18 protein-coding genes are annotated in these 18,944 nt (G+C 67.6%); 10 read left to right on the top strand and 8 right to left on the bottom strand.

What is annotated here, in order from left to right; translation table 11 throughout:
- The first annotated feature begins 113 nt into the window (after positions 1–113).
- The 6 genes from AC07O3_RS32560 to AC07O3_RS32535 all read left to right on the top strand — a co-directional run bounded on the left by AC07O3_RS32560 (position 114) and on the right by AC07O3_RS32535 (position 5,946).
- A complete protein-coding gene (locus tag AC07O3_RS32560; protein WP_495341314.1) occupies positions 114–1,361 on the top strand; it encodes an RNA polymerase sigma factor in 1,248 nt (415 codons plus the stop codon).
- Positions 1,362–1,405: 44 nt separating this feature from the next.
- Positions 1,406–1,786: a YciI family protein gene (locus AC07O3_RS32555; protein WP_093177748.1), complete on the top strand. Its 381-nt coding sequence runs from the start codon at positions 1,406–1,408 to the stop codon at positions 1,784–1,786.
- Positions 1,787–1,889: 103 nt separating this feature from the next.
- Complete coding sequence (locus AC07O3_RS32550) at positions 1,890–2,693, top strand: SDR family NAD(P)-dependent oxidoreductase (RefSeq protein WP_495341313.1); 804 nt, start codon at positions 1,890–1,892, stop codon at positions 2,691–2,693.
- Positions 2,694–2,744: 51 nt separating this feature from the next.
- Positions 2,745–3,365 carry a GNAT family N-acetyltransferase gene (locus AC07O3_RS32545; RefSeq protein ID WP_495341312.1) on the top strand — a complete coding sequence of 207 codons (621 nt, stop codon included), beginning with the start codon at positions 2,745–2,747 and terminating at the stop codon, positions 3,363–3,365.
- Between the two features lie 47 nt (positions 3,366–3,412).
- The gene (locus AC07O3_RS32540; protein WP_495341311.1) at positions 3,413–4,129 is read left to right on the top strand and encodes a response regulator transcription factor; all 717 of its coding nucleotides are present in this window, start codon (positions 3,413–3,415) and stop codon (positions 4,127–4,129) included.
- Complete coding sequence (locus tag AC07O3_RS32535) at positions 4,039–5,946, top strand: sensor histidine kinase (RefSeq protein WP_495341310.1); 1,908 nt, start codon at positions 4,039–4,041, stop codon at positions 5,944–5,946. Before AC07O3_RS32540 ends, AC07O3_RS32535 begins: the two co-directional genes overlap by 91 nt.
- Here the strand turns inward: AC07O3_RS32535 and AC07O3_RS32530 are convergent, their stop codons facing one another.
- Together AC07O3_RS32530 and AC07O3_RS32525 are read right to left on the bottom strand one after the other, a co-directional pair.
- Entirely contained in the window at positions 5,947–8,295 is a 2,349-nt protein-coding gene (locus tag AC07O3_RS32530) for a cytochrome P450/oxidoreductase (protein ID WP_495341309.1), read from the bottom strand.
- A 10-nt stretch (positions 8,296–8,305) separates the two neighbouring features.
- Positions 8,306–9,265 carry a Bug family tripartite tricarboxylate transporter substrate binding protein gene (locus AC07O3_RS32525; protein WP_495341308.1) on the bottom strand — a complete coding sequence of 320 codons (960 nt, stop codon included), beginning with the start codon at positions 9,263–9,265 and terminating at the stop codon, positions 8,306–8,308.
- A gap of 113 nt (positions 9,266–9,378) precedes the next feature.
- Between AC07O3_RS32525 and AC07O3_RS32520 the strand changes: the two genes are divergently transcribed.
- Entirely contained in the window at positions 9,379–10,200 is an 822-nt protein-coding gene (locus AC07O3_RS32520) for an IclR family transcriptional regulator (RefSeq protein WP_495341307.1), read from the top strand.
- Positions 10,201–10,215: 15 nt separating this feature from the next.
- Here the strand turns inward: AC07O3_RS32520 and AC07O3_RS32515 are convergent, their stop codons facing one another.
- Complete coding sequence (locus AC07O3_RS32515) at positions 10,216–11,043, bottom strand: undecaprenyl-diphosphate phosphatase (RefSeq protein WP_093059047.1); 828 nt, start codon at positions 11,041–11,043, stop codon at positions 10,216–10,218.
- Between the two features lie 148 nt (positions 11,044–11,191).
- On the opposite strand from AC07O3_RS32515, the gene AC07O3_RS32510 reads away from it, so the two are divergent.
- The gene (locus tag AC07O3_RS32510; protein ID WP_093059046.1) at positions 11,192–12,076 is read left to right on the top strand and encodes a hypothetical protein; all 885 of its coding nucleotides are present in this window, start codon (positions 11,192–11,194) and stop codon (positions 12,074–12,076) included.
- Here the strand turns inward: AC07O3_RS32510 and AC07O3_RS32505 are convergent.
- The 3 genes from AC07O3_RS32505 to AC07O3_RS32495 are packed head-to-tail and all read right to left on the bottom strand — an operon-like array spanning position 12,070 to position 15,040.
- Positions 12,070–12,714: an aspartate/glutamate racemase family protein gene (locus tag AC07O3_RS32505; RefSeq protein WP_495341306.1), complete on the bottom strand. Its 645-nt coding sequence runs from the start codon at positions 12,712–12,714 to the stop codon at positions 12,070–12,072. The genes AC07O3_RS32510 and AC07O3_RS32505 overlap by 7 nt on opposite strands.
- Before the next feature lie 24 nt (positions 12,715–12,738).
- Positions 12,739–13,650, bottom strand: coding sequence for a transporter substrate-binding domain-containing protein (locus AC07O3_RS32500; RefSeq protein WP_495341305.1), 912 nt, complete (start codon positions 13,648–13,650; stop codon positions 12,739–12,741).
- A gap of 55 nt (positions 13,651–13,705) precedes the next feature.
- Positions 13,706–15,040, bottom strand: a complete 1,335-nt coding sequence (locus tag AC07O3_RS32495) for an aspartate aminotransferase family protein (protein WP_495341304.1) — start codon at positions 15,038–15,040, stop codon at positions 13,706–13,708.
- 137 nt (positions 15,041–15,177) lie between these two features.
- Here AC07O3_RS32495 and AC07O3_RS32490 point away from each other — a divergent pair, with 137 nt between their 5' ends.
- Positions 15,178–16,047, top strand: coding sequence for a MurR/RpiR family transcriptional regulator (locus AC07O3_RS32490; protein ID WP_495341303.1), 870 nt, complete (start codon positions 15,178–15,180; stop codon positions 16,045–16,047).
- A gap of 10 nt (positions 16,048–16,057) precedes the next feature.
- On the opposite strand, the gene AC07O3_RS32485 is transcribed toward AC07O3_RS32490, so the two are convergent.
- The gene (locus tag AC07O3_RS32485) at positions 16,058–16,753 is read right to left on the bottom strand and encodes a GntR family transcriptional regulator (protein ID WP_179830459.1); all 696 of its coding nucleotides are present in this window, start codon (positions 16,751–16,753) and stop codon (positions 16,058–16,060) included.
- A 238-nt stretch (positions 16,754–16,991) separates the two neighbouring features.
- Entirely contained in the window at positions 16,992–17,789 is a 798-nt protein-coding gene (locus AC07O3_RS32480; RefSeq protein WP_495341302.1) for an alpha/beta hydrolase, read from the bottom strand.
- 81 nt (positions 17,790–17,870) lie between these two features.
- On the opposite strand from AC07O3_RS32480, the gene AC07O3_RS32475 reads away from it, so the two are divergent.
- Complete coding sequence (locus AC07O3_RS32475) at positions 17,871–18,872, top strand: phosphotransferase enzyme family protein (RefSeq protein ID WP_495341301.1); 1,002 nt, start codon at positions 17,871–17,873, stop codon at positions 18,870–18,872.
- Positions 18,873–18,944: the final 72 nt, after the last annotated feature.

The raw sequence follows: 18,944 nt of genomic DNA, 5'->3' as shown, positions 1-18,944 counted from the left end.
TCTTTCGAGATTTCGTTTCAAGGACTGAGCGCCCGATTTTGCCGAGCGTGTCGGCGCGACGCATACTCGCTCGTCCTTGGGTGAGCAGGAACGAGGGACAACGAGCGCATCGCATGACCGACACCGCCTGGATCGCCACCACGCTGACCGCCTCGCGCCCCCGCGCGGTGGCGGCGCTGCTGCGCTACTTCCGCGAGCTGGACACGGCCGAGGAAGCCTTCCAGGAAGCCAGCCTGCGCGCCCTGCAGCACTGGCCCGCAAGCGGCCCGCCGCGCGATCCGCTGGCCTGGCTGATCTTCGTGGGGCGCAATGCGGCGCTCGACGAGGTGCGCCGGCGCAACCGGCACGACGCGCTGCCCGAGGACGACACACTCATCTCCGATCTCGAAGACACCGAGGCCCGGCTCGTCGAGCAGCTTGACCACGCCCACTACCGCGACGACGTGCTGCGCCTGCTGTTCGTCTGCTGCCACCCCGAGCTGCCGCTCACGCAGCAGATCGCGCTGGCACTGCGCATCGTCTCGGGCCTGTCGGTGCAGGAGATCGCGCGTGCCTTCCTCGTCGGCGAAAGCGCGATGGAGCAGCGCATCACGCGCGCCAAGAAGCGCGTGGCGTCGGCCGGCATTCCCTTCGACACGCCGGGCCGGCGCGAGCGCGACGGGCGGCTGGCCGCCGTGTGCACCACGGTCTACCTGCTGTTCAACGAAGGCTACTCGGCCAGCGGCGGCACCGAGCACGTGCGCGCAGCGTTGTGCGAAGAGGCGATACGCCTCGCGCGGCTGCTGCTCGCGATCTTTCCCGACGAGCCCGAGCTGATGGGCCTTGCCGCCCTGCTCCTGCTGCAGCATGCGCGCGCCGATGCGCGGCTCGATGCCGGCGGCATGGTCGTGCTGCTCGAAGACCAGGACCGCGCGCGCTGGAACCGCACGCTGATCGGCGAGGGCCTTGCGCTGGTCGAAGGCGCGCTGCGGCAACGCCGGCCCGGCCCCTACCAGCTGCAGGCGGCCATCGCAGCCACCCACGCGCAGGCCGCGCGCGCCGAAGACACGAACTGGGCCGAGATCGACCGTCTCTACGTAGCGCTCGAAACCCTTCAGCCCTCGCCGGTCGTCACGCTGAACCGCGCAGTGGCCGTGCACAAGCTGCACGGGCCGCAGGCGGCGCTGGCGCTGACGGAACCGCTGGCCGGTGCACTGGCCGACTACTTCCACTTCCACGGCCTGCAGGGCACGCTGCTGATGCAGCTCGGCCACGGCGAGGAAGCCCATGCCGCCTTCGCGCGCGCCCTCGGCCTGGCCCGCACGGCCGCGGAGGCGGCGCACATCCGAACGATGCTCGACCGCCTCGGCGCGCCGCATTGATCGATCCTCCCGAACCACGAACCACAGCCAGAAAAAGGAAGACCATGCTCTATTCCATCCTCATCTACGGTTCCGAATCCGCGGTGGCCGCCTGGGAGCCCGGCGTCGAAGAGGAGATGCTCGATCGCCACACCGACCTGCGCGACGACCTGCAGGCGCAGGGCCGGCTCGGCACGGTGTTGCGGCTGATGCCGAACGTGGCTACCACAGTGCGCCGCGCGGGCGACATGCACCCGCTGGTCACCGACGGCCCCTTTGCCGAGACGAAGGAACAGCTGATGGGCATCTACATCGTGGAGTGCGAAACCGTCGAGGAGGCCACGCATGCCGCGCACCGGCTGGCCTTCGAGACCGGCGTGTTCGAGATCAGGCCGATCACCTGGTACGACCCGGGCGTGATTCCGGCGAGGATTCCGCAGGTCTGAAGCTGCGGAAGATTTTTTCGGCGGCGTTGTCGGATCGCGCCGCCGCCGTCCGTCCTTGGCTGGAACGCCCGCATGTCGCGGGCGGCAACCCAAGGAGAAGACGATGTCCCAGACATTCAAGGACCGGTGCTTGGTGATTCATGGCGGCAGCGGCGCCATCGGCGGCGCGGTGGCCCGCGCCTTTGCCCTCGAAGGCGCCCGGGTGTTCATCACGGGGCGCAACCGCGCCAGGCTCGATGCGGCGGTGCAGGCCATCGTGGCCGAGGGCGGCCGCGCCGAGGCGGCGGTGGTCGACGCGCTCGACGAGCAGGCCATGGTCCGTCACGCCGGCGAGGTGGCCGAACGCGCCGGCGGCATCGACATCGCGCTCAACGCCATCGGTATCCTGCACGTGCAGGGCACGCCGCTGTCGGCGCTGTCGCTGGAAGACTTCTTCGTGCCCGTGCACGCCTACACCCGCAGCCCCTTTCTCACGGCCAAGGCCGTCGCGCCGCACATGGCAAAGCGCGGCGGCGGCGTAATCCTTTCAGTGTCGACACCGTCTTCGCGCCTGCCCGGCCCGGGCTATCTGGGCCACGCGGTGGCCTGCGCGGGCGTGGAGGCGTTGTCGCGCCACATGGCCGGCGAGCTGGCAGCCTTCAACATCCGAACGGTCTGCATCCGCTCGCACGCCATTCCCGAAGCGGCGTTCGGCGGCTCGCATTCCTACGAAGTGTTCCGCCCGGCCGCGGAGAGCATGGGGATCACGGTCGAGCAGATGCTCGCGGACAAGCCAGCCGGCCTGCTCGTGAAGCGGCTTCCCTCGCTCGACCAGATGGCAGCCGCCGCGCTGTTCGCCGCATCGGAAGGCGCTGACGCGATGACAGGCGCGGTGCTGAACCTCAGCGGTGGCGTCACGCTGGACTGAGGGCGGCTCCCTAGAATCGCGCGGGTCATCCTGAACCTTGCCGACCTCCGCATGTCTCTCGAACTCCCGTCAGCGCCCGCATTGACCGACGCACTCATCGTCGATCCGTTCTATCTCGCAATCTCCGTCGACTTCGAGCACGACATGCCGACCCGCAAGGCGGTGCTCGCCAGGTACTTCGCCTACTCGCTGGGCGAGGCCGCGCGAACCGGGCGCTTCCTGGCGACGGAAGACGGCAAGCTCGGCGCGGCGGCCTGGCTGCTGCCGCGCACGAATGACGTCGACGCAGCCGAGTCGGCGGCAAAGAACGAATTCCTCGCGAGCACACTGGGCCCGCGCGGCTACGACAACTACCACCGCATCGTCGAATTCATGGCCGCGCGTGCGCCGGCCGTGGTGCCGGCGGGGGCCTGGTACCTGTCGATCCTCGGCATCTCGCCCGCCGCACAGGGGCGCGGGCTGGGTGCGCAGCTGCTGGCGCCAACGCTGGTCGAAGCCGACGCGGCAGGCGCGCCGTGCTTCCTGGAAACCTTCACGCCGCGCAGCGTGGCGTTCTACGAGCGGCTGGGCTTTCGCAGCGCGGCGGAACACCTGGAGCCGGTCACGAACTCGGCGTACGCGATCATGTGCCGGCCCGCCGCGGACATACTTCGCAACAACCACGGAAAATAAGCAAATACCGTTACCCGTCGCGCCGCGCTGGCCGAAGAATCCGCCGAATGTCCCCTCTCCCGATCGAAGACGCCGAACCCGTCTCGCTGAGCCCCGCCCTCATCGTCGAGGACGACCCCGCCATGCAGGCACGCCTGCGCTACGTGCTCTCCACGCTCGGCTGCGACGAGGAGCGCATTGCGGTGACCGACAGCGTCGCCGGGGCGCAGCAACTGCTCGGCGAGCATGGCTACGGCGTGGTGCTGGTGGACATCGGTCTGCCCGACGGCAGCGGCGTGGAGCTCATCGGCTGGCTGCAGGCGCACCACCCGGGCATTCCGGCGGTGGTGATATCGGCCTGGCGCACCGAGGAAATCATCTTCGCGGCACTGCGCGCGGGCGCCATCGGCTATCTGCTGAAAGAGCGTGACGACGTCGAACTCGGCATTGCGCTGCGCAGCATCGAACAGGGCGGTGCGCCCATCGACCCCAGCATCGCGCGCCACATCCTCGCGTGGCTCGCAACGCACCAGCCGACGGCCGACGCGCAGGTGCAAGCCTCCGGCGCCGCACCCGCCGCCGATGGACTGGCCCCGCTGACGCGCCGCGAGCGCAAGGTCCTCGAGCTCGTGTCGCAAGGCCTGAGCAATCGCGACATGGCCGAGTCGCTGTCGATCTCCAGACTGACCGTGGAATGCCACACCAAGAACATCTACCGCAAGCTGGCCGTCAATTCGCGCACCGAAGCCGTCTTTCAGGCGCGAAGGCATGGTTTGCTGCGCTGACGGGCGCGCTGCTCCTCCTGCTTCTTGCGGCCAGCCCGGCCTTCGCCCAGGCAACCGCCGCGCCCGCGCTGCACGTCGAAGCCGTGCGCGGCACCGGCTGGAACGACACAGCCCCGCCCGCTGAAGGCTGGGCACCCGTCACCCTGCCCGACAGCTGGGCCACGCGCTGGCCCGGCTTCGACGGCGTGGTCTGGTACCGGCTGACGTGGCAGGAGCCGGAGCAGGTGCGCGAAACCGGCCTGCTGCTGCACTACCTCAACATGGCCGGCGAGGTGTCGCTCAACGGCACGCCGATTTCGCGCGACGACAGCCTGGTCGAGCCGCTCACGCGCGCCTGGAACACACCGCGCCACTGGCTGCTGGCGCCGCCGCTGCTCAGGCCCGGCACCAACACGCTGCTGGTGCGCGTATCGGGCCTGTTCGCCTATCAGGCGGGACTTGGGCCGGTGAGCCTGGGCGCGCCGGCCGCGATGCAGGCAGAGTTCGAGCAGGAGCGCCTCGTGCGCCGCGACCTGCAGGTGCTGGGCCTCGCGGTGAGCGCGGCGGCCTCGGCCTTCTTCGCCGCCCTGTGGCTGCTGCGTCGGCGCGAGACGGCCTACGGATGGTTCGCGCTGATGTCCGTGCTGTGGCTGCTGTTCGGCTACAACCAGATCGCAACCAGCCCCTGGCCTTTTGCCAGCAACCACAGCTGGCAGGCGCTGAACATCTCGACGCTGCTGGTCTTCGGCGTTTCCTACGTCGTCTTCGCGCTGCGCTTCTGCGGGCGGCGCATGCCCCGGCTGGAGGGCGCGGCGCTGCTGGTCGCGGTGGTCGGCGTGCTCGACCTGTGGCTGGCGCCCCACGCAGACCTGATCGCGCACCGCGCCATCTGGACGCTGGTGGGCGGCTTCACCGTCATCGCGGTGAACGGCACCTCGATCGTCCACGCCCTGCGCCACCGAAACAGCCCGATGCGCTCGCTCGCGCCGTTCATGGCGGTGTCGGCGCTGACGGACGTGCACGACCTGCTGGTGTTCACACAGGTGATCGACAGCAACACCTACTACACGACGATGTCCTCGTACATCCTGCTGCTGGGCATGGCGCTGACGCTGGCCGCGCAGTTCGTGAAGAGCCTCAAGCGCATCGAGAACTTCAACACCGAGCTGATCGAGGAAGTGAACGCGGCCAAGGCCGACCTCGCCGCCACGCTGGCGCAGCAGCACGCGCTGGAGCTGACGCATGCGCGCATCGGCGAACGCGTGAACCTGGTGAGCGACCTGCACGACGGCCTCGGCGGCATGCTGGTGGGCAGCATCGCCACGCTGGAGCGCACGCCCGAGAACCTCAGCGCGCCCGAGCTGCTCGCCATGCTCAAGCACCTGCGCGACGACCTGCGGCTGATCATCGACGCCACCGGCCGCGACGACGGCGCCCGTGCACTCGGCGAACTGCTCGCGCCGCTGCGCCACCGCAGCGCCCAACTGCTCGACGCCAACGGCATCGACTGCCGCTGGCAGGTGTCGGGCATCGACACGCTCGAACTGCCGCCTTCGCAGAGCCTCGACCTGATGCGCTTCCTGCAGGAGGCGCTGACCAATGTGCTCAAGCACAGCGCGAGCCGGCGCGTGGACGTGACCGTGGCGCGCGCGGGCGCCGAGCTCCGGCTCAGCGTGCGCGATGACGGGCGCGGCTTTGCGGTCGAAGGCACTGGCGAAGCCGGCGGCGCAGGGTTGCGCAGCCTGCGCGCGCGGGCGCGCCGCCTCGGCGCCGAGCTGCAGTTGCAGTCGCGCCCCGGCGAGACGCAGGTTGCACTGCGAATGCCACTCGCGAGCTGACTAGAGTTCGAGCACCAGGCGCCCTTCGCAGGCACGCGAGCAGCAGGCCATCATCTTCGTGTTGGCGTCGCGCTCCGTACGCGTGAGCACCACGTCGCGGTGATCGACCTTGCCGGAGAGCACGCGCACTTCGCACGAGCCACACAGGCCTTCTTCGCAATCGCTCTGCACGTCGACGTTCGCGGCGCGCAGCGCGGTCAGCAGGGTCTGGTCGGGCGGCACGGTGAGGACGAGGCCGGAGTCTTTCAGCTCGACCTCGAAGGCGTGCTCCTTCGACGGATCGAGCGTGGCGAGCGTCGACTCGAAATGCTCCACGCGCAGCGCGCCTTCGGGCCACGCGGCGCAGCAGCTTTCCAGCGCTTCGAGCATTCGCAGCGGGCCGCAGGCATAGACCTGTGCGCCGGGCACGGGTTGCGTGAGCAGGGCCTGCAGATCGTTGCGGCGCCCTTCGTCGGCAGCGTGCACGTGCAGGCGTTCGCCATGCAGCGCGGCCAGCTCATCGACGAAGGCCATGCTCGCGCGGCTGCGGCCGCTGTAGTGCAGTTCGTAGTCCATGCCCAGCGCCTTCGCGCGCCGCGCCATCGCGCTGACCGGCGTGATGCCGATGCCGCCGGCAATGAAGATCGCCTTCTTCAGCGACTCGTCGAGGCGAAAGTGGTTGCGCGGACCGCGAATGCGCAGCCGGTCGCCCGGCTTCACGTTCGCATGCACCCATGCCGAGCCTCCGCGCCCATCGGGCTCGTGCAGCACGGCGATTTCCAGCACGCCCGCCTCGTCGGGGTCGCCGCACAGCGAGTACTGGCGCGACAGCTCGGGCGTGCCGCATTCGACGTCGATGTGCGAGCCAGGCGTCCAGCGCGGCAGCGCCTTGCCGTCGGGCGAGACGAGGCGCAGCTTGACGATGCCATCGGCCGCCGGCGTCACGCGCTCGACCACCACGGGCCTCGCGATCGAATGCGCCGAAGGTTCGCCGATGCGCACGGGCACCTGCGCATCGCGCAGGCCCTTGTTCGCGCGCTCGGGGTTGGCCGCCGGGTCCCATTCCACCCACAGGTGCTCGGGCCCGCGGAACGAAGTGTTCGGCACGTAGGTGAAGCGCTGCTCCGACAGCCGCATGTGCGGCAGCCGGCGCGTGAACTCCTCCAGGAAGATCTGCATTTCCATGCGTGCCAGGTTCTTGCCCATGCACTGGTGCGAGCCGTAGCCGAAGGTCAGATGGTCGCTGGCGTTGTCGCGGCGGATGTCGAACAGGTCGGCATCGGCGAAGTGCCCTTCGTCGTGGTTGGCCGACGAGGTGACGATCAGCAGGCGCGAGCCCGCCGGCAGGTCGACGCCGTCGATCTGCGTGTCTTTCGTGACGAGCCGGCGCCATGCGGCCACCGAGCCGTTGTGGCGCAGGCACTCTTCCACCGCGTTGGGAATGAGCCCCGGGTCTTCACACAGCTCGCGCCACACGTCGGGGTGCTGCAGCAGCAGCTTCATCGCGTTGGCCGCGGCGTTGGCGGTGGTCTCGTGCGCGGCGACGATGCCGGCCATCATCATCGAGTGCAGGTACGAGTCGGTCACCACCTCGGGGTGCAGCATCTGCTTGCGGATGCCGTACTGCATCCAGCCGGGTGCGTCGGGGTCTTGCCGCATCTTCTCGAGCACCTTGCCGGCGTACTGCCAGAAGTTGCCGACCGCGTGCGCCACGGCCACCTGCTCCTCGGGCTTCGGGCGGCCCCAGGTGTTGACGGTGTGCGCGATGGAATATTTGCGCAGCGTGTCCATGTCTTCCTCGGGCACGCCAAGGAAGTGCAGCGCCACGGTGAGCGGAATTTCCCACAGCATCTGGTCGACGAGGTCGGCCTTGCCGTCGTCGATGAAGCGGTCGACATACGTGCGGGCCAGCTCGCGCACCATCGGCTCGTGGTGCTTCAGCGCCTCGGGCGTGAACGGGTCCATCAACGCGCGGCGGCGCGGCATGTGGGCGGGCTCGTCCTCGTTGACCAGCGTGCGGTTCAGCGCGAAGCCGTACGAGGCGAGCACCGCGTTGGCTTCCTCGCCGGTGGGCGTGATCTTTTCCAGCGCATTCGACGGGCTGAAAGTGATGTTGTCGCGGAACACCGCCTTGATGTCCGCATAGCGCGTGAGCACCCAGTAGCCCAGCTTCGGGCTGTAGAAGATGGGCTCCTGCTCGCGCGCCCAGCGCACGTACTCGGGCGGGTCCTGCTGGTAGCCGTCTTCGAACGGGTCGAACCCGGCGGCGCGCTGGCTCACGGGGCAGCCGGTGGGCGTGCGCTCGGAAGACAGCGGCCCGTGCGCGACGGGACAGCCGGAAGCGCGTGGTGGCAAGGCGGTGTCGGGCATGGCGGCAGACTCAGTCGAGGGTGATCTTCAGGTCGCGGATCAGCTTGTGCCAGCGCACGGTTTCGTTCTTCAGCAGCTCGGTGTACTGGGCTGGCGTGTTGCCCACCGGCTCCACGCCGAAGTCGACCATGCGCGTGCGCACCGAGGGCTCGTTGATGGCCGCGACGATCTGGCGGTTGAGCGTGTTCACCACCTCGCTGGGCGTGGCCGAAGGCACCACCACGCCGACCAGCGCGGCAGCCTCGACGTTCTTGTAGCCGAGCTCGGCGAAGGTGGGCACGTCGGGCAACTGCGGCAGGCGCGTGGGGTTAGCCACGGCCAGCGCGCGCACCTTGCCGCCCTTGATGAAGCCGGAGCCCGCGGCCAGGTCGACCATCATGGCCGGCAGTTGTCCGCCGACCACGTCGGCCAGTGCCGGCGCCGCGCCGCGGTACGGCACGTGAACCATGAAGAGCTTCGCCTCCACCTTCAGCAGCTCCATCGCGAGGTGGTGCGGGCTGCCCGCGCCGGCCGAGGCGTAGTTGATGCCGCCGGGCTTGGCCCTGGCCTGGGCGATGAAGTCCTTGGCCGAGGCGAAGCCAGAGTTCGCGCCGACCACCAGGATCATCGGGAACTTGCCCATCAGCGTGACGGGCGCGAGGTCTTTCGTCGGGCTGTAGCTCAGCGACTTGTAGAGCGCGGGGTTGAAGACCAGCGTGCCGTTGTCGGCCGAGAGGATGGTGTAGCCGTCGGCCGGGGCACGCGCGGTTTCGGCGGCGGCCAGCGCGGTGTTGCCGCCGGGCTTGTTGTCCACCAGCACCGGCTGCGCGACCTGGGTGGACAGCGTCTGGGCGACCGTGCGCGCGAGAAAGTCGGAACCACCGCCGGCCGCGTACGGAACGATCCAGCGGATCGGCTTGGCGGGAAAGGTCTGGGCGCTTGTGCTGGCAACAGCTGCCAGCGAAAGGATCACGGCAATGCACTTCTTCATGGGGTGTCTCCGGATTGGATATTGTGTATTGCGTAATTATCATACGCATAGCGTAATCACAGAATCGCGGGTTTACCCGGCCATGCAGGCCGAGCACCTAACATGAAGGCGACATGACCTCATCTCCGGAACCCAGCCCTTCCTCCCCCGCCTCCCCTGCCCGCGAGCGCCGCCAGCGCGTGCAGTCCGCCGAAACCGGCATGGCCGTGCTCAAGGGGCTGGCGCACCTGGGCGGCCGCAGCAGCCTCACGGCGCTGTCGGCGCACGTCGCCGAGAGCCCGGCCAAGGTTCACCGCTACCTCGCCAGCCTGATGGAAGCGGGCCTCGTGCTGCAGGACGCCGCTTCGCAGCACTACTACCTGGGCACCGAAGCCATCCAGATCGGCCTGGCTGCCATGCGGCAGGCCGACCCGATCCGCGCGGCCGAGCCCTGCCTGATCCGCCTGCGCGAGTCGCTGGAGGTGACGTGCTTCGTCGCGGTCATGGGAAACAAGGGCCCGACCATAGTGCGTTTCGAGGAACCGGGCCTGCCGGTGACAGTGAACGTGCGCGCCGGCTCGGTGATGTCGATGCTGTGGTCGGCCACCGGCCGCGCCTTCCTGGGGCTGCTCGACGAATCGCGCGTGCTGGCGCTGGCCGAGCAGGAGCTGGGCGAGGCCACGCCCGAAATGCGGGCGCAGCTCGACGCGAAAGACCCGATCGGGCATCTGCGCCGCGAGGTGCGACTGGCGCACTGCGCCAGCGTGAAAGACACCTACCTGCGCGGCATCAGCGCCGTGGCGGCGCCGGTGTACGACTATGCGGGCCGGGTGTGCGCCGTGATCACCGCACTGGGCGCCACAGGGGGCTTCGATCCGGCCATCGACGGGCCCATTGCCACGGCCGTGCGGCAGGAGGCCCGGGCCGCGAGCGCCCTGCTGGGCGCTGCAGCCTGAAGCTTCAGGACTGGATCAGTCGGCCCAGACCACCGTGCCGGTCCACGCCGTGGCCAGCACCAGGATGCCGAAGGCAATGCGGTACCAGGCGAACGGAATGAAGTTGTGGGTGCTGATGAACTTCAGCAGCCAACGCACGCACAGCCAGGCGCTGATGAACGAGAACACCAGCCCCACGGCGAACAGCGGGATGTCGGCCATCGACAGCGCCGCGCGCTCCTTGTAGATGCTGTAGAGCCCCGCGCCAATCAGCGTCGGAATGGCAAGGAAGAACGAGAAATCGGTCGCCGCCTGGCGCGACAGGCCCAGCAGCATGCCGCCGATGATGGTCGAGCCGCTGCGGCTGGTGCCCGGGATCATCGCGAAGCACTGCACCAGGCCGACCTTCAGCGCGTCCCACGGCGTCAGGTCGTCCACGTGCTCGACGCGCACCGAGCCCGGCGGCCGCTTCTCTGCCCACAAGATGATGAAGCCGCCGATGATGAAGGTGCTTGCCACCACGGTCGGAATGAACAGGTGCTCCTTGATGACCTTGCCGAACAGCAGGCCCAGCACCACCGCGGGAAGAAAGCCGATGAAGATGTTCAGCGCCAGTCGCTGTGCCTTCGGTTGCCGCGGCAATGCGACAACGGTCGATTTGATCTTCTGCCAATAGACCAGGATCACCGCGAAGATCGCGCCGGTCTGGATGGCGATCTCGAAAACCTTGCCCCGGTTGTCGCCGAAGCCGCCGAGCAGCGAGCCCGCAAGAATCAGATGGCCGGTCGATGAGATCGGAAGGAATTCGGTCAGCCCCTCGACGATGCCCATGACGGCGGCCTTGGCCAGCAAAACAATATCCACGCGTACTCCTTTTAAGAGCAGCCATTATCACGATGGGTCGGTCAGGAGGAATTCAGGATCCCCAGTTCCGGTGATGTTCAGATGCAGTGCGTTAACACAAAGTAGTGCATTACCGGGCATGTGTGATGTCCGAAGGAGCTTGCGCCAAATGCGAACGCCAATGCCCGCCAACGGGCACGAAGAACATAACTCGACCGTCGACGACCACGGCGAAGACCGTCGCAAGAATGCACAGGACCTCGAGCGCGAGCAGTGCGCCTCGATGCGGCGCGTTACCGAGGCCACCGGCGCGTCGGCCCACGAACTGCAGCAGCTGATGCAGCGGCTGCTCGACATCGACCGCTCGGGCTCGAGCGCCGGCATCGTCGCGCAGGGCCACATCGCGGCCGACCGCATGCAGTCGGGCATGCAGGCACTCGACCTCGGCGACGGCCACCTGGCCGAACAGCACGGCGATGCCGCGCAGAGCATCGATTTCTGGCTGCTCGAGCCGCTCGACCCGGCGCACGACAAGAAGTGGTACGCCCGCTGGAAGTTCTGGAGCTTCATCCTCGGCGTGTCCGGTTCCGAAGCCGCACTCACCCTGCAGGGCCTGGCGCTGCGCCCCACCGAGCCCGGCGACACGCACGCGGACCTGGTGGCCAAGGCGCGCAAGGTGCTGGAGGCCTGGCGCCGCACTTCGGAGCCGCTCTTCTGGGCGGCCGTGGAATGCTACGTGCGGCAACAGTCGTTCTCGCTCGAAACACAGGCCTACCTGATGCACTGCATCGCCGCCATGTTCGCGGGCGACCCGATGAAGCTGTCGAACGCGCAGAGCGAACAGCTTGCGGGCGTTCTCACCGACACCTACTGCGACGCGCTGGGCACCTCGGCGAGCATGCCCTCGGCGGACATCTACCGACGCCTGTCGCAGGGGCTGGAGGCGACTGATCGCGAAACCGGCCTTACCCGCAACCTGGGACGCAGCGACGCGGCCCAGATCGCGATCACGGCGCTGTTCTCGGTCATCGAAGGCTCGCGCTCACGCTACTGAGCCGTGCGCCGGCGCAGCGCGCGCACCGCGCTGTCGACCGTGGTCAGCACCGGCAAGCCGCTGGCGGTTTCGCAGGCAGCACGTGCCCTGGCCATGCTGAACTGCGCCAGTGCAATGCGCGTGCAGCCGCGCTCTCGCAGCGCCACAGCCTGCGCGGCGATCAAGGCATCGTGTCGCTGCACATCGCCGGCATTCAGGGCGTCGAGTGCACCCTCGGCCAGCGCGGTTTCGAGTGCTGTGCCTTGCGGAAACTCCGGCGGCATCGAGGCCAGCGTGGGCGCAAAGGTCGCGATCAACCCGAGCCGCCCCTGCCCTTGCGCCGTCTCGTCGATCATGGCCTCGTTGGGCTTGAGCACCGGAATGCCCGCATGCCGCCGCGCCACCGCCTCGATGCACGGCCCGAAGGCCGAGCAGGTGAAGAGAATGCCCTGCGCGCCCGTATCGACCGCGTACTGCGCCAGGCGCTGAAAGCGCTCGTGCATCGCGGCGTCGAGCCCCTTGCCGTTGCGCGCCAGATCGGCCGAGAGGCTGTCGTCGAGCAGGTTCATGCGCACGGCCTCGGGCCAGTCGCGCGTGAAGGCTTCGTTGATGGGTGCGACGGAGTGCGAGAGCGCGTGGATCAGGGCAATGCGGGTCATGAAATTCAGAGGCTCTTCAAAAGCTCAGATGCCCTTCGAAGAAGGATTGGCGAACGCTTCCTTCGTCTCGGCATTCAGCGGGTAGTTGATGTTGATGCCCTTCGGCGGAATCGGCGACATGAACCACTTGGCATAGAGCTTTTCCATCTCGCCCGACTTCATCATGCCCGACACCACGCGGTCGACCAGCGCCTTGAAGGCCGGGTCGTCCTTGCGGAACATCAGCGACTGGTTCTCGGTGCGCAGGCTCTCGCCGGTGATGATGAAGTCCTTCGGGTTGCGCGCATTCGCGATCTGCCCGGCCAGCAGGATGTCGTCGAGCACGAAGGCCTGGGCGCGGCCGCTTTCCACCAGCAGGAAGGAGTCGCTGTGGTCCTTGCCCGCGAGGTTGTTCACTTCGAGGCTGCGGCCGCGGTCGGCCTCGCGCAGCAGGCGGAACGAGGTGGTGCCGCTGGTGGTGGCCACCGTCTTGCCCTGCAGGTCGGCAATGCTCTTGATGCCCGAATCGGCCTTCACCAGCATGCGCACGTTGTAGCGAAAGATGTCGGGCGAGAACGCCACCTGCTTCTGCCGCTCGACCAGGTTGGTGGTGGAGCCGCATTCGATGTCGACCGTGCCGTTCTGCACCAGCGGAATGCGGTTGGCCGAGGTGACGGCCTGGTACTTGATCTCAACGGCCGGCATCTTCAGCTCGCTCTTCACCGCCTCGACGATGCGGTTGCAGATCTCGATGCTGTAGCCCACGGGCTTGAGGTTGCCGTCGAGGTACGAGAAGCCGAAGGACGACTCACGGTAGCCGAAGGTGATGGCGCCGCTGGCCTTGATCTTGGCGAGCGTGTCGCTTTCCTGGGCCTGCGCGGCCGTGAGCGGCATGAAGGCCGCAAAAATCACCGCGAGCGCGGCACCAAAGGGAAACGGCAGACGAAGCTTGGGCATGGAACGCTCCTCGGAACGATGGTTGAAGAAAAAACGGACGGGAAAGTGGTAGCGCTCAGCGCGCGGCGGCGCGTGTGACCGCATCGATGGAGGCCGCGAGCCGCGCGGCGATCTCCTGCAGGTCTTGCCGCGTGGCAATGAAGGGCGGCGCGAGCAGCACGTGGTCGCCCAGCCGGCCATCGACCGTGCCGCCGAAGGGGTAGCACAGCAGGCCGCGCGCCATGGCGTCCTTCTTGACGGTGGCGTTGACCTTCAGCGCCGGATCGAAGGGCGTCTTGCTCGCGCGGTCGACCACCAGCTCGATACCCCAGAAGAAGCCGCGGCCGCGGATGTCACCCACGTGCGGGTGCGCGCCCAGCGCCTCGGCCAGCATCGCGCCGAAGGCAACGCCGTCTTCGCGCACCTTGGCGACCAGCCCGTCGCGCCGGATCACCTGCTGCACCGCGAGCGCAGCAGCGCAGGCCATCGGGTGGCCGAGGTAGGTGTGGCCGTGCTGGAAGAAGCCGCTGCCGCTGGACATGGCCTCGACGATGCGGCGCTGCGCCAGCACAGCGCCTACCGGCTGGTAGCCGCCACCCAGGCCCTTGGCGACGGTCATGAGATCGGGCACCACGCCCTCCTGCTCGCAAGCGTGCAGCGAGCCGGTGCGGCCCATGCCGCACATCACCTCGTCGAGGATCAGCAGCACGCCGTATTTGTCGCACACCGCGCGCACCGCCTTGAAGTAACCCGGCACCGGCGTGAGCACGCCGGCCGTGGCGCCGCCAACGGTCTCTGCCACGAAGGCGATCACGCGATCGGCGCCCTGCGCGAGGATGGCCGCTTCGAGCTCTGCCGCCAGGCGCAGGCCGTACTGCCCGGCGCTTTCGTCATCGCGTTGCTCGCGGTACGGGTAGCAGGGCGACACGTGCGTGGCCGGCACGAGGATGGGTGCGAAGGGCTCGCGACGCCATGCGTTGCCGCCCACGGCCAGCGCGCCCAGCGTGTTGCCGTGATAGCTCTGGCGGCGCGCAATGAAGTGCGTGCGCTGCGGCTGGCCGATTTCGACGAAGTACTGCCGCGCCATCTTCAGCGCCGACTCCACCGCTTCCGAGCCACCGCTCACCAGGTAGACGTGGCTCATGCCCTCGGGGGCGGAGCCGATCATTTCGTCGGCCAGCTGCTCGGCCACTTCGCTCGTGAAGAAGCTGGTGTGCGCATAGGCGAGCTTGTCGATCTGCGCGTGCATGGCGGCCAGCACCTCGGGGTGCGCATGGCCGAGCGACGACACCGCCGCGCCGCCAGAGGCGTCGAGGTATTCGCGGCCTTCGGCGTCGCGGATGAACATGCCGTGGGAGCCGGCGGCAACGGGCGGGGTCTGGCGAAGGTGGCGGTGGAAGACGTGCGTCATGGGGGCTGGCAACTGGATTCGAAGGTTGGAACTAACGTTTCCGCCGGATTATTGTTTGGAACATTTGTTCCGTCAACTGCCGCCATTCGACCCCTCCGGTACATTTGTTCCAACGACAGCCGAAGAGAGACACCGCCATGGGCGCCCGAGAGCAGATCCGCCAGCGTTTCAACGAACTGAGCCCCGCCCTGCAGCAGGTGGCGCGCTACGTGCTCGACCATCCGAACGAGGTGGTCACGGGCTCGATGCGCAACGTCGGCACGCGCTCGCAGAGCACGCCCGCCACCCTCGTGCGTTTCGCGCAGCATCTGGGCTTCGAAGGCTGGCCGCAGCTCAAGGAGGCCTTCGCCGCCGACATGGGCCTGGGCTCCGTCGAGACCTACGGCGGTCGCGCCAAGCAGCTCGTCGGCCGCGCCAAGGACCAGACGCTGACCGGCGAAATGTTCGAGGTGCAGCGCCGCAATCTCGAAGCCACGCACCAGCAGAGCGAGCAGGCGCTGCAAAAGGCCTGCGCGCTGATCGAGAAGGCCCCGGCAGTGCACGCCGCGGGGTTCAGGGCGTGCTTTCCGATCGCCTTTTCATTCGTCTACGTGTACCGGCTCTTTCGCGCCAGCGTGCACCTTGTCGATGGCCAGGGCGGCTCGCTGGAAATGCAGCAACGAGCCTTCGCCAAGGGCGACGCGCTGGTGGTGGCGAGCTTCGTGCCCTACTCGCGCGAGGCGCTGCAGGTGGCGCAGGCGGCCAAGGCAGCGGGCTGCCGCATCGTCGCCATTACCGACAGCGTGACCTCGCCGCTGTCGCTGCTGGCGGACGAGACCCTGCTCTTCACGATCAACAGCCCCTCTTTCTTTCCGTCGGTCGCGGCGGGGGTGGCGGTGACGGAAGCGCTGGTCGAGCTGCTGGCCAGCCGCGCGGGCAAGCCGGTGATCCGGCGCATCGACCAGGCGGAAGCGCAGCTGTTCGAATCGGGGGCCTACCTCACGCCGCCGACGGCGCGCGGCAGCTAGGGCCAGGAGCTCAGATCAGCGCCCGGGTGCGGCCGGCGGCCTGCTGGCTCAGGTGAAGCACCAGCAGGTCGCGGTTGGCGATGATGTGGTCGCGCATGGCGGTTTCGGCGCCGGAGGCTTCCTGCCGGCCCAGCGCTTCGACGATGCGGCAGTGCTCTTCCAGCGCCTGCAGAGCCTGCTCGTGGCGGTACAGCTGCATGGACGCATCGCGGTTGTGCGGACGCAGCTTGCTGTCGAAGATGATCGGCAACTGGCTGGCTCGCTGCACCGCCTCGGTCAGCCAGCGGTTGTCCGCCAGTGTCAGCAGCTTGTTGTGAAAGGCCTGGTTCAGGTCCTGCCAGCACTCGGCCCGGACGTCGGTCCATTCGCCTCTGCCGTGCAGCACTTCGTACTGCTCGTCGAGCATGGCCGTCAGTTGCGCCAGGGCTCCGCCTTCAAGACCGCGCTCGCTGATCAGGCGGCAGCACATGCCCTCCAGCGTGGCACGCACGCTGAAGGCGTCGAACACGTCCTTGGCGTTGAAGCGGCGCACCTGGAAGCCCTTGTTGGGCAGATACAACAGCAGCCCCTCGTCGGCCAGCCGCGCCATGGCGCCGCGCACAGGAGTGCGCGACACGCCAAGCTCGTTGGCGAGCGAGATCTCCATCAAATGGGAGCCAGGGGCAATCACACCATCGAAGATGCGATTGCGCAGCGTGTCGGCCACGGACAACGCTCGTGTCCGAGAGGGGTCTGGGGGGGTCATCGAAAGTCGGGAACTAGGGGGCGCCGGAAGCGGGTCGCGCGGATGGTACGGCCGCGTACAAAAGCTTCATATCCCCGATTTCCGTAAAAATTTTATTCCGGGACTTTTTCGATGATTACTTCAAATTTATTAACTTTTGTAAACTTCTCTTCAGCTGTACGCGTTAACCCGCCCCCGGTAGCCCTTTCGGACAGCCTGCCTATCTGGCAATGATCCAGTCGGCGATCTGCGGGACAACTTCGCGATCAAGCCCGTTGAAGCCGTGATACGCCATGGCCTCGCACGGGTCGCCCCTGTTCTCCCCGCCCTTGAAGCTCAGCAGCGCCTTCCTCGGCGAGTTCTCGAGCTTTCCCATGAGGACGGGCACGTTGGCAAACGCACAGAGCGCGCAGCCATCCTGCTCGTGATGGACGACGAGAACAGGCACCCGGATCTTTTCCAGCGGCATTGCCGGAACGGGCCGTCCCCTGTCGTCGGTGAGGATGGTCGAGCTCAGCACGATGCCGTCCGGTCCTTCAGCGCCCGCGAGCTCGGTCGCGACGTATGCCGCGGACTGCGTACCCCGGCTGGTGCCCACAAGCCACACAGGCACCTTGGATTGCTCTCGCATCCACGCAATGACCGCCTTGAGGTCGGCCGCATGCTCCGGCTTCTGGCGAAAACCGCTGAGGTAGGGTGGACTCAGCCGGTCGGACGGAGCATCGACGACGGCGACCATGAGCCCCTGGTCTGCAAACAGCTGCCGCGTGCGAACGAGAAAATTCCCGGCGCCCCAGTTGAACGAACCATTGGGAAAGATCTGCAGCCCGCCGTGCCCGCCTGCGAGCAGGATCACGGCAGCCCTTGGCGCTGGCGGCGACAGCACGAGCATCCGCTGCGTTACGCCTGGCCGGGTGGGAATGTCGACCACCTTCTGCGTGGTCTGCGCCTGGGCTGGCGAAACCAGCGCAATCAGGAAGAGAAAGCCCGCGATCCAGTACCTGGCAATGTTGCGCATCGACGATCTCCTGGGGGTACAGCTTTGAGTCCGTTTGCCGCCGACCTGCATAATCGCGCCCTTTTTCCCTAGGGACGCCAGATGAATCTGGAAATCGCGCAATCCACGCCGACGGCGGCAAGCATTGCGAAGCTCGTTCAGGTGCACTACGGCCTGGGCGAAGTGGTCGAGAGCGAGTTCCTGCGGCGCAGCTTCAATCAAGTCTATCGGCTGAGCTTTGCCAGCGGGCGACGTGCCGTGGCGCGGCTCTGCGCCGAGCGGCCCCGAGGCGGCCCCAACATGCTGTTCGAATCAGCCGCGCTGCAGCATTGGGCCCAGGCCGGATGCCCCGTATCCCGTTGCCTGCCCACCGCGGACGGTGAAGTCGCCATCCATGTGTCGCTTCCCGAGGGCTCCCGGGCGCTGATGCTGTTCGAGTATCTGGACGGAGAGTTCACCGGCGACTCGGCCGATGACATCGAAGCCTTTGCGCACGGGCTGGCCGCCTTGCACATTGCGGGCGAAAGCTACCAGGGGCCGGCCAGCAGCTATCACCTGGACCTGGACTACCTGCTGCTGCGCCCCCTGCAAGGCCTGCTGCACGCTCCGACCATGACCGCCGAGTTGCGCCCGCAATTCGAGAGGCTGGGCCAGCGGCTGCACAGTGACGTCCTGGCATTGGGCGAGCTCAGCCGCGTGCTGTGCCACGGCGACGCGCACGGCAGCAACAACTTCATCGTGCGCGGTGCGCAGGAGCAGCACGAGGCGGTGTTCTTCGACTTCGACGAGGCAGGCCCCGGCTACCTAGCCTATGAACTGGCGGTCTATCCGTGGAGCCTGCATCCGCGCACGCCCGATGGCGTACTGAGCGACAAGGCAACGGGGCAGTGGCGGAACTTCATATCCGCCTATCGCGAGGCCCGGCCTGTCGCCGATGCCGACCTCGCCGCCGTCGCACGCTTCATGGCGGTGCGGCAGATCTGGCTGCTGGGAGAGTGCGCAGGACGGGTTCCTGTCTGGGGCTCCCAGACCATACCGACCGACTACCTCCGCCGGCAGGTGACCATGCTGCGCAAGTGGGAAACATTGGAGTTGCCACTCTAGTAGGGCCCGGAACCCTCCCCTGCCAGCGCAAGTCAAACCGCTTGTCGCGGCGCCTTGTCGCGACAGGAGGTA

The sequence above is a fragment of the Variovorax sp. GW821-FHT09D05 genome (genome assembly GCF_059416325.1).
This window is presented reverse-complemented; position numbering and strand designations above follow the sequence as displayed.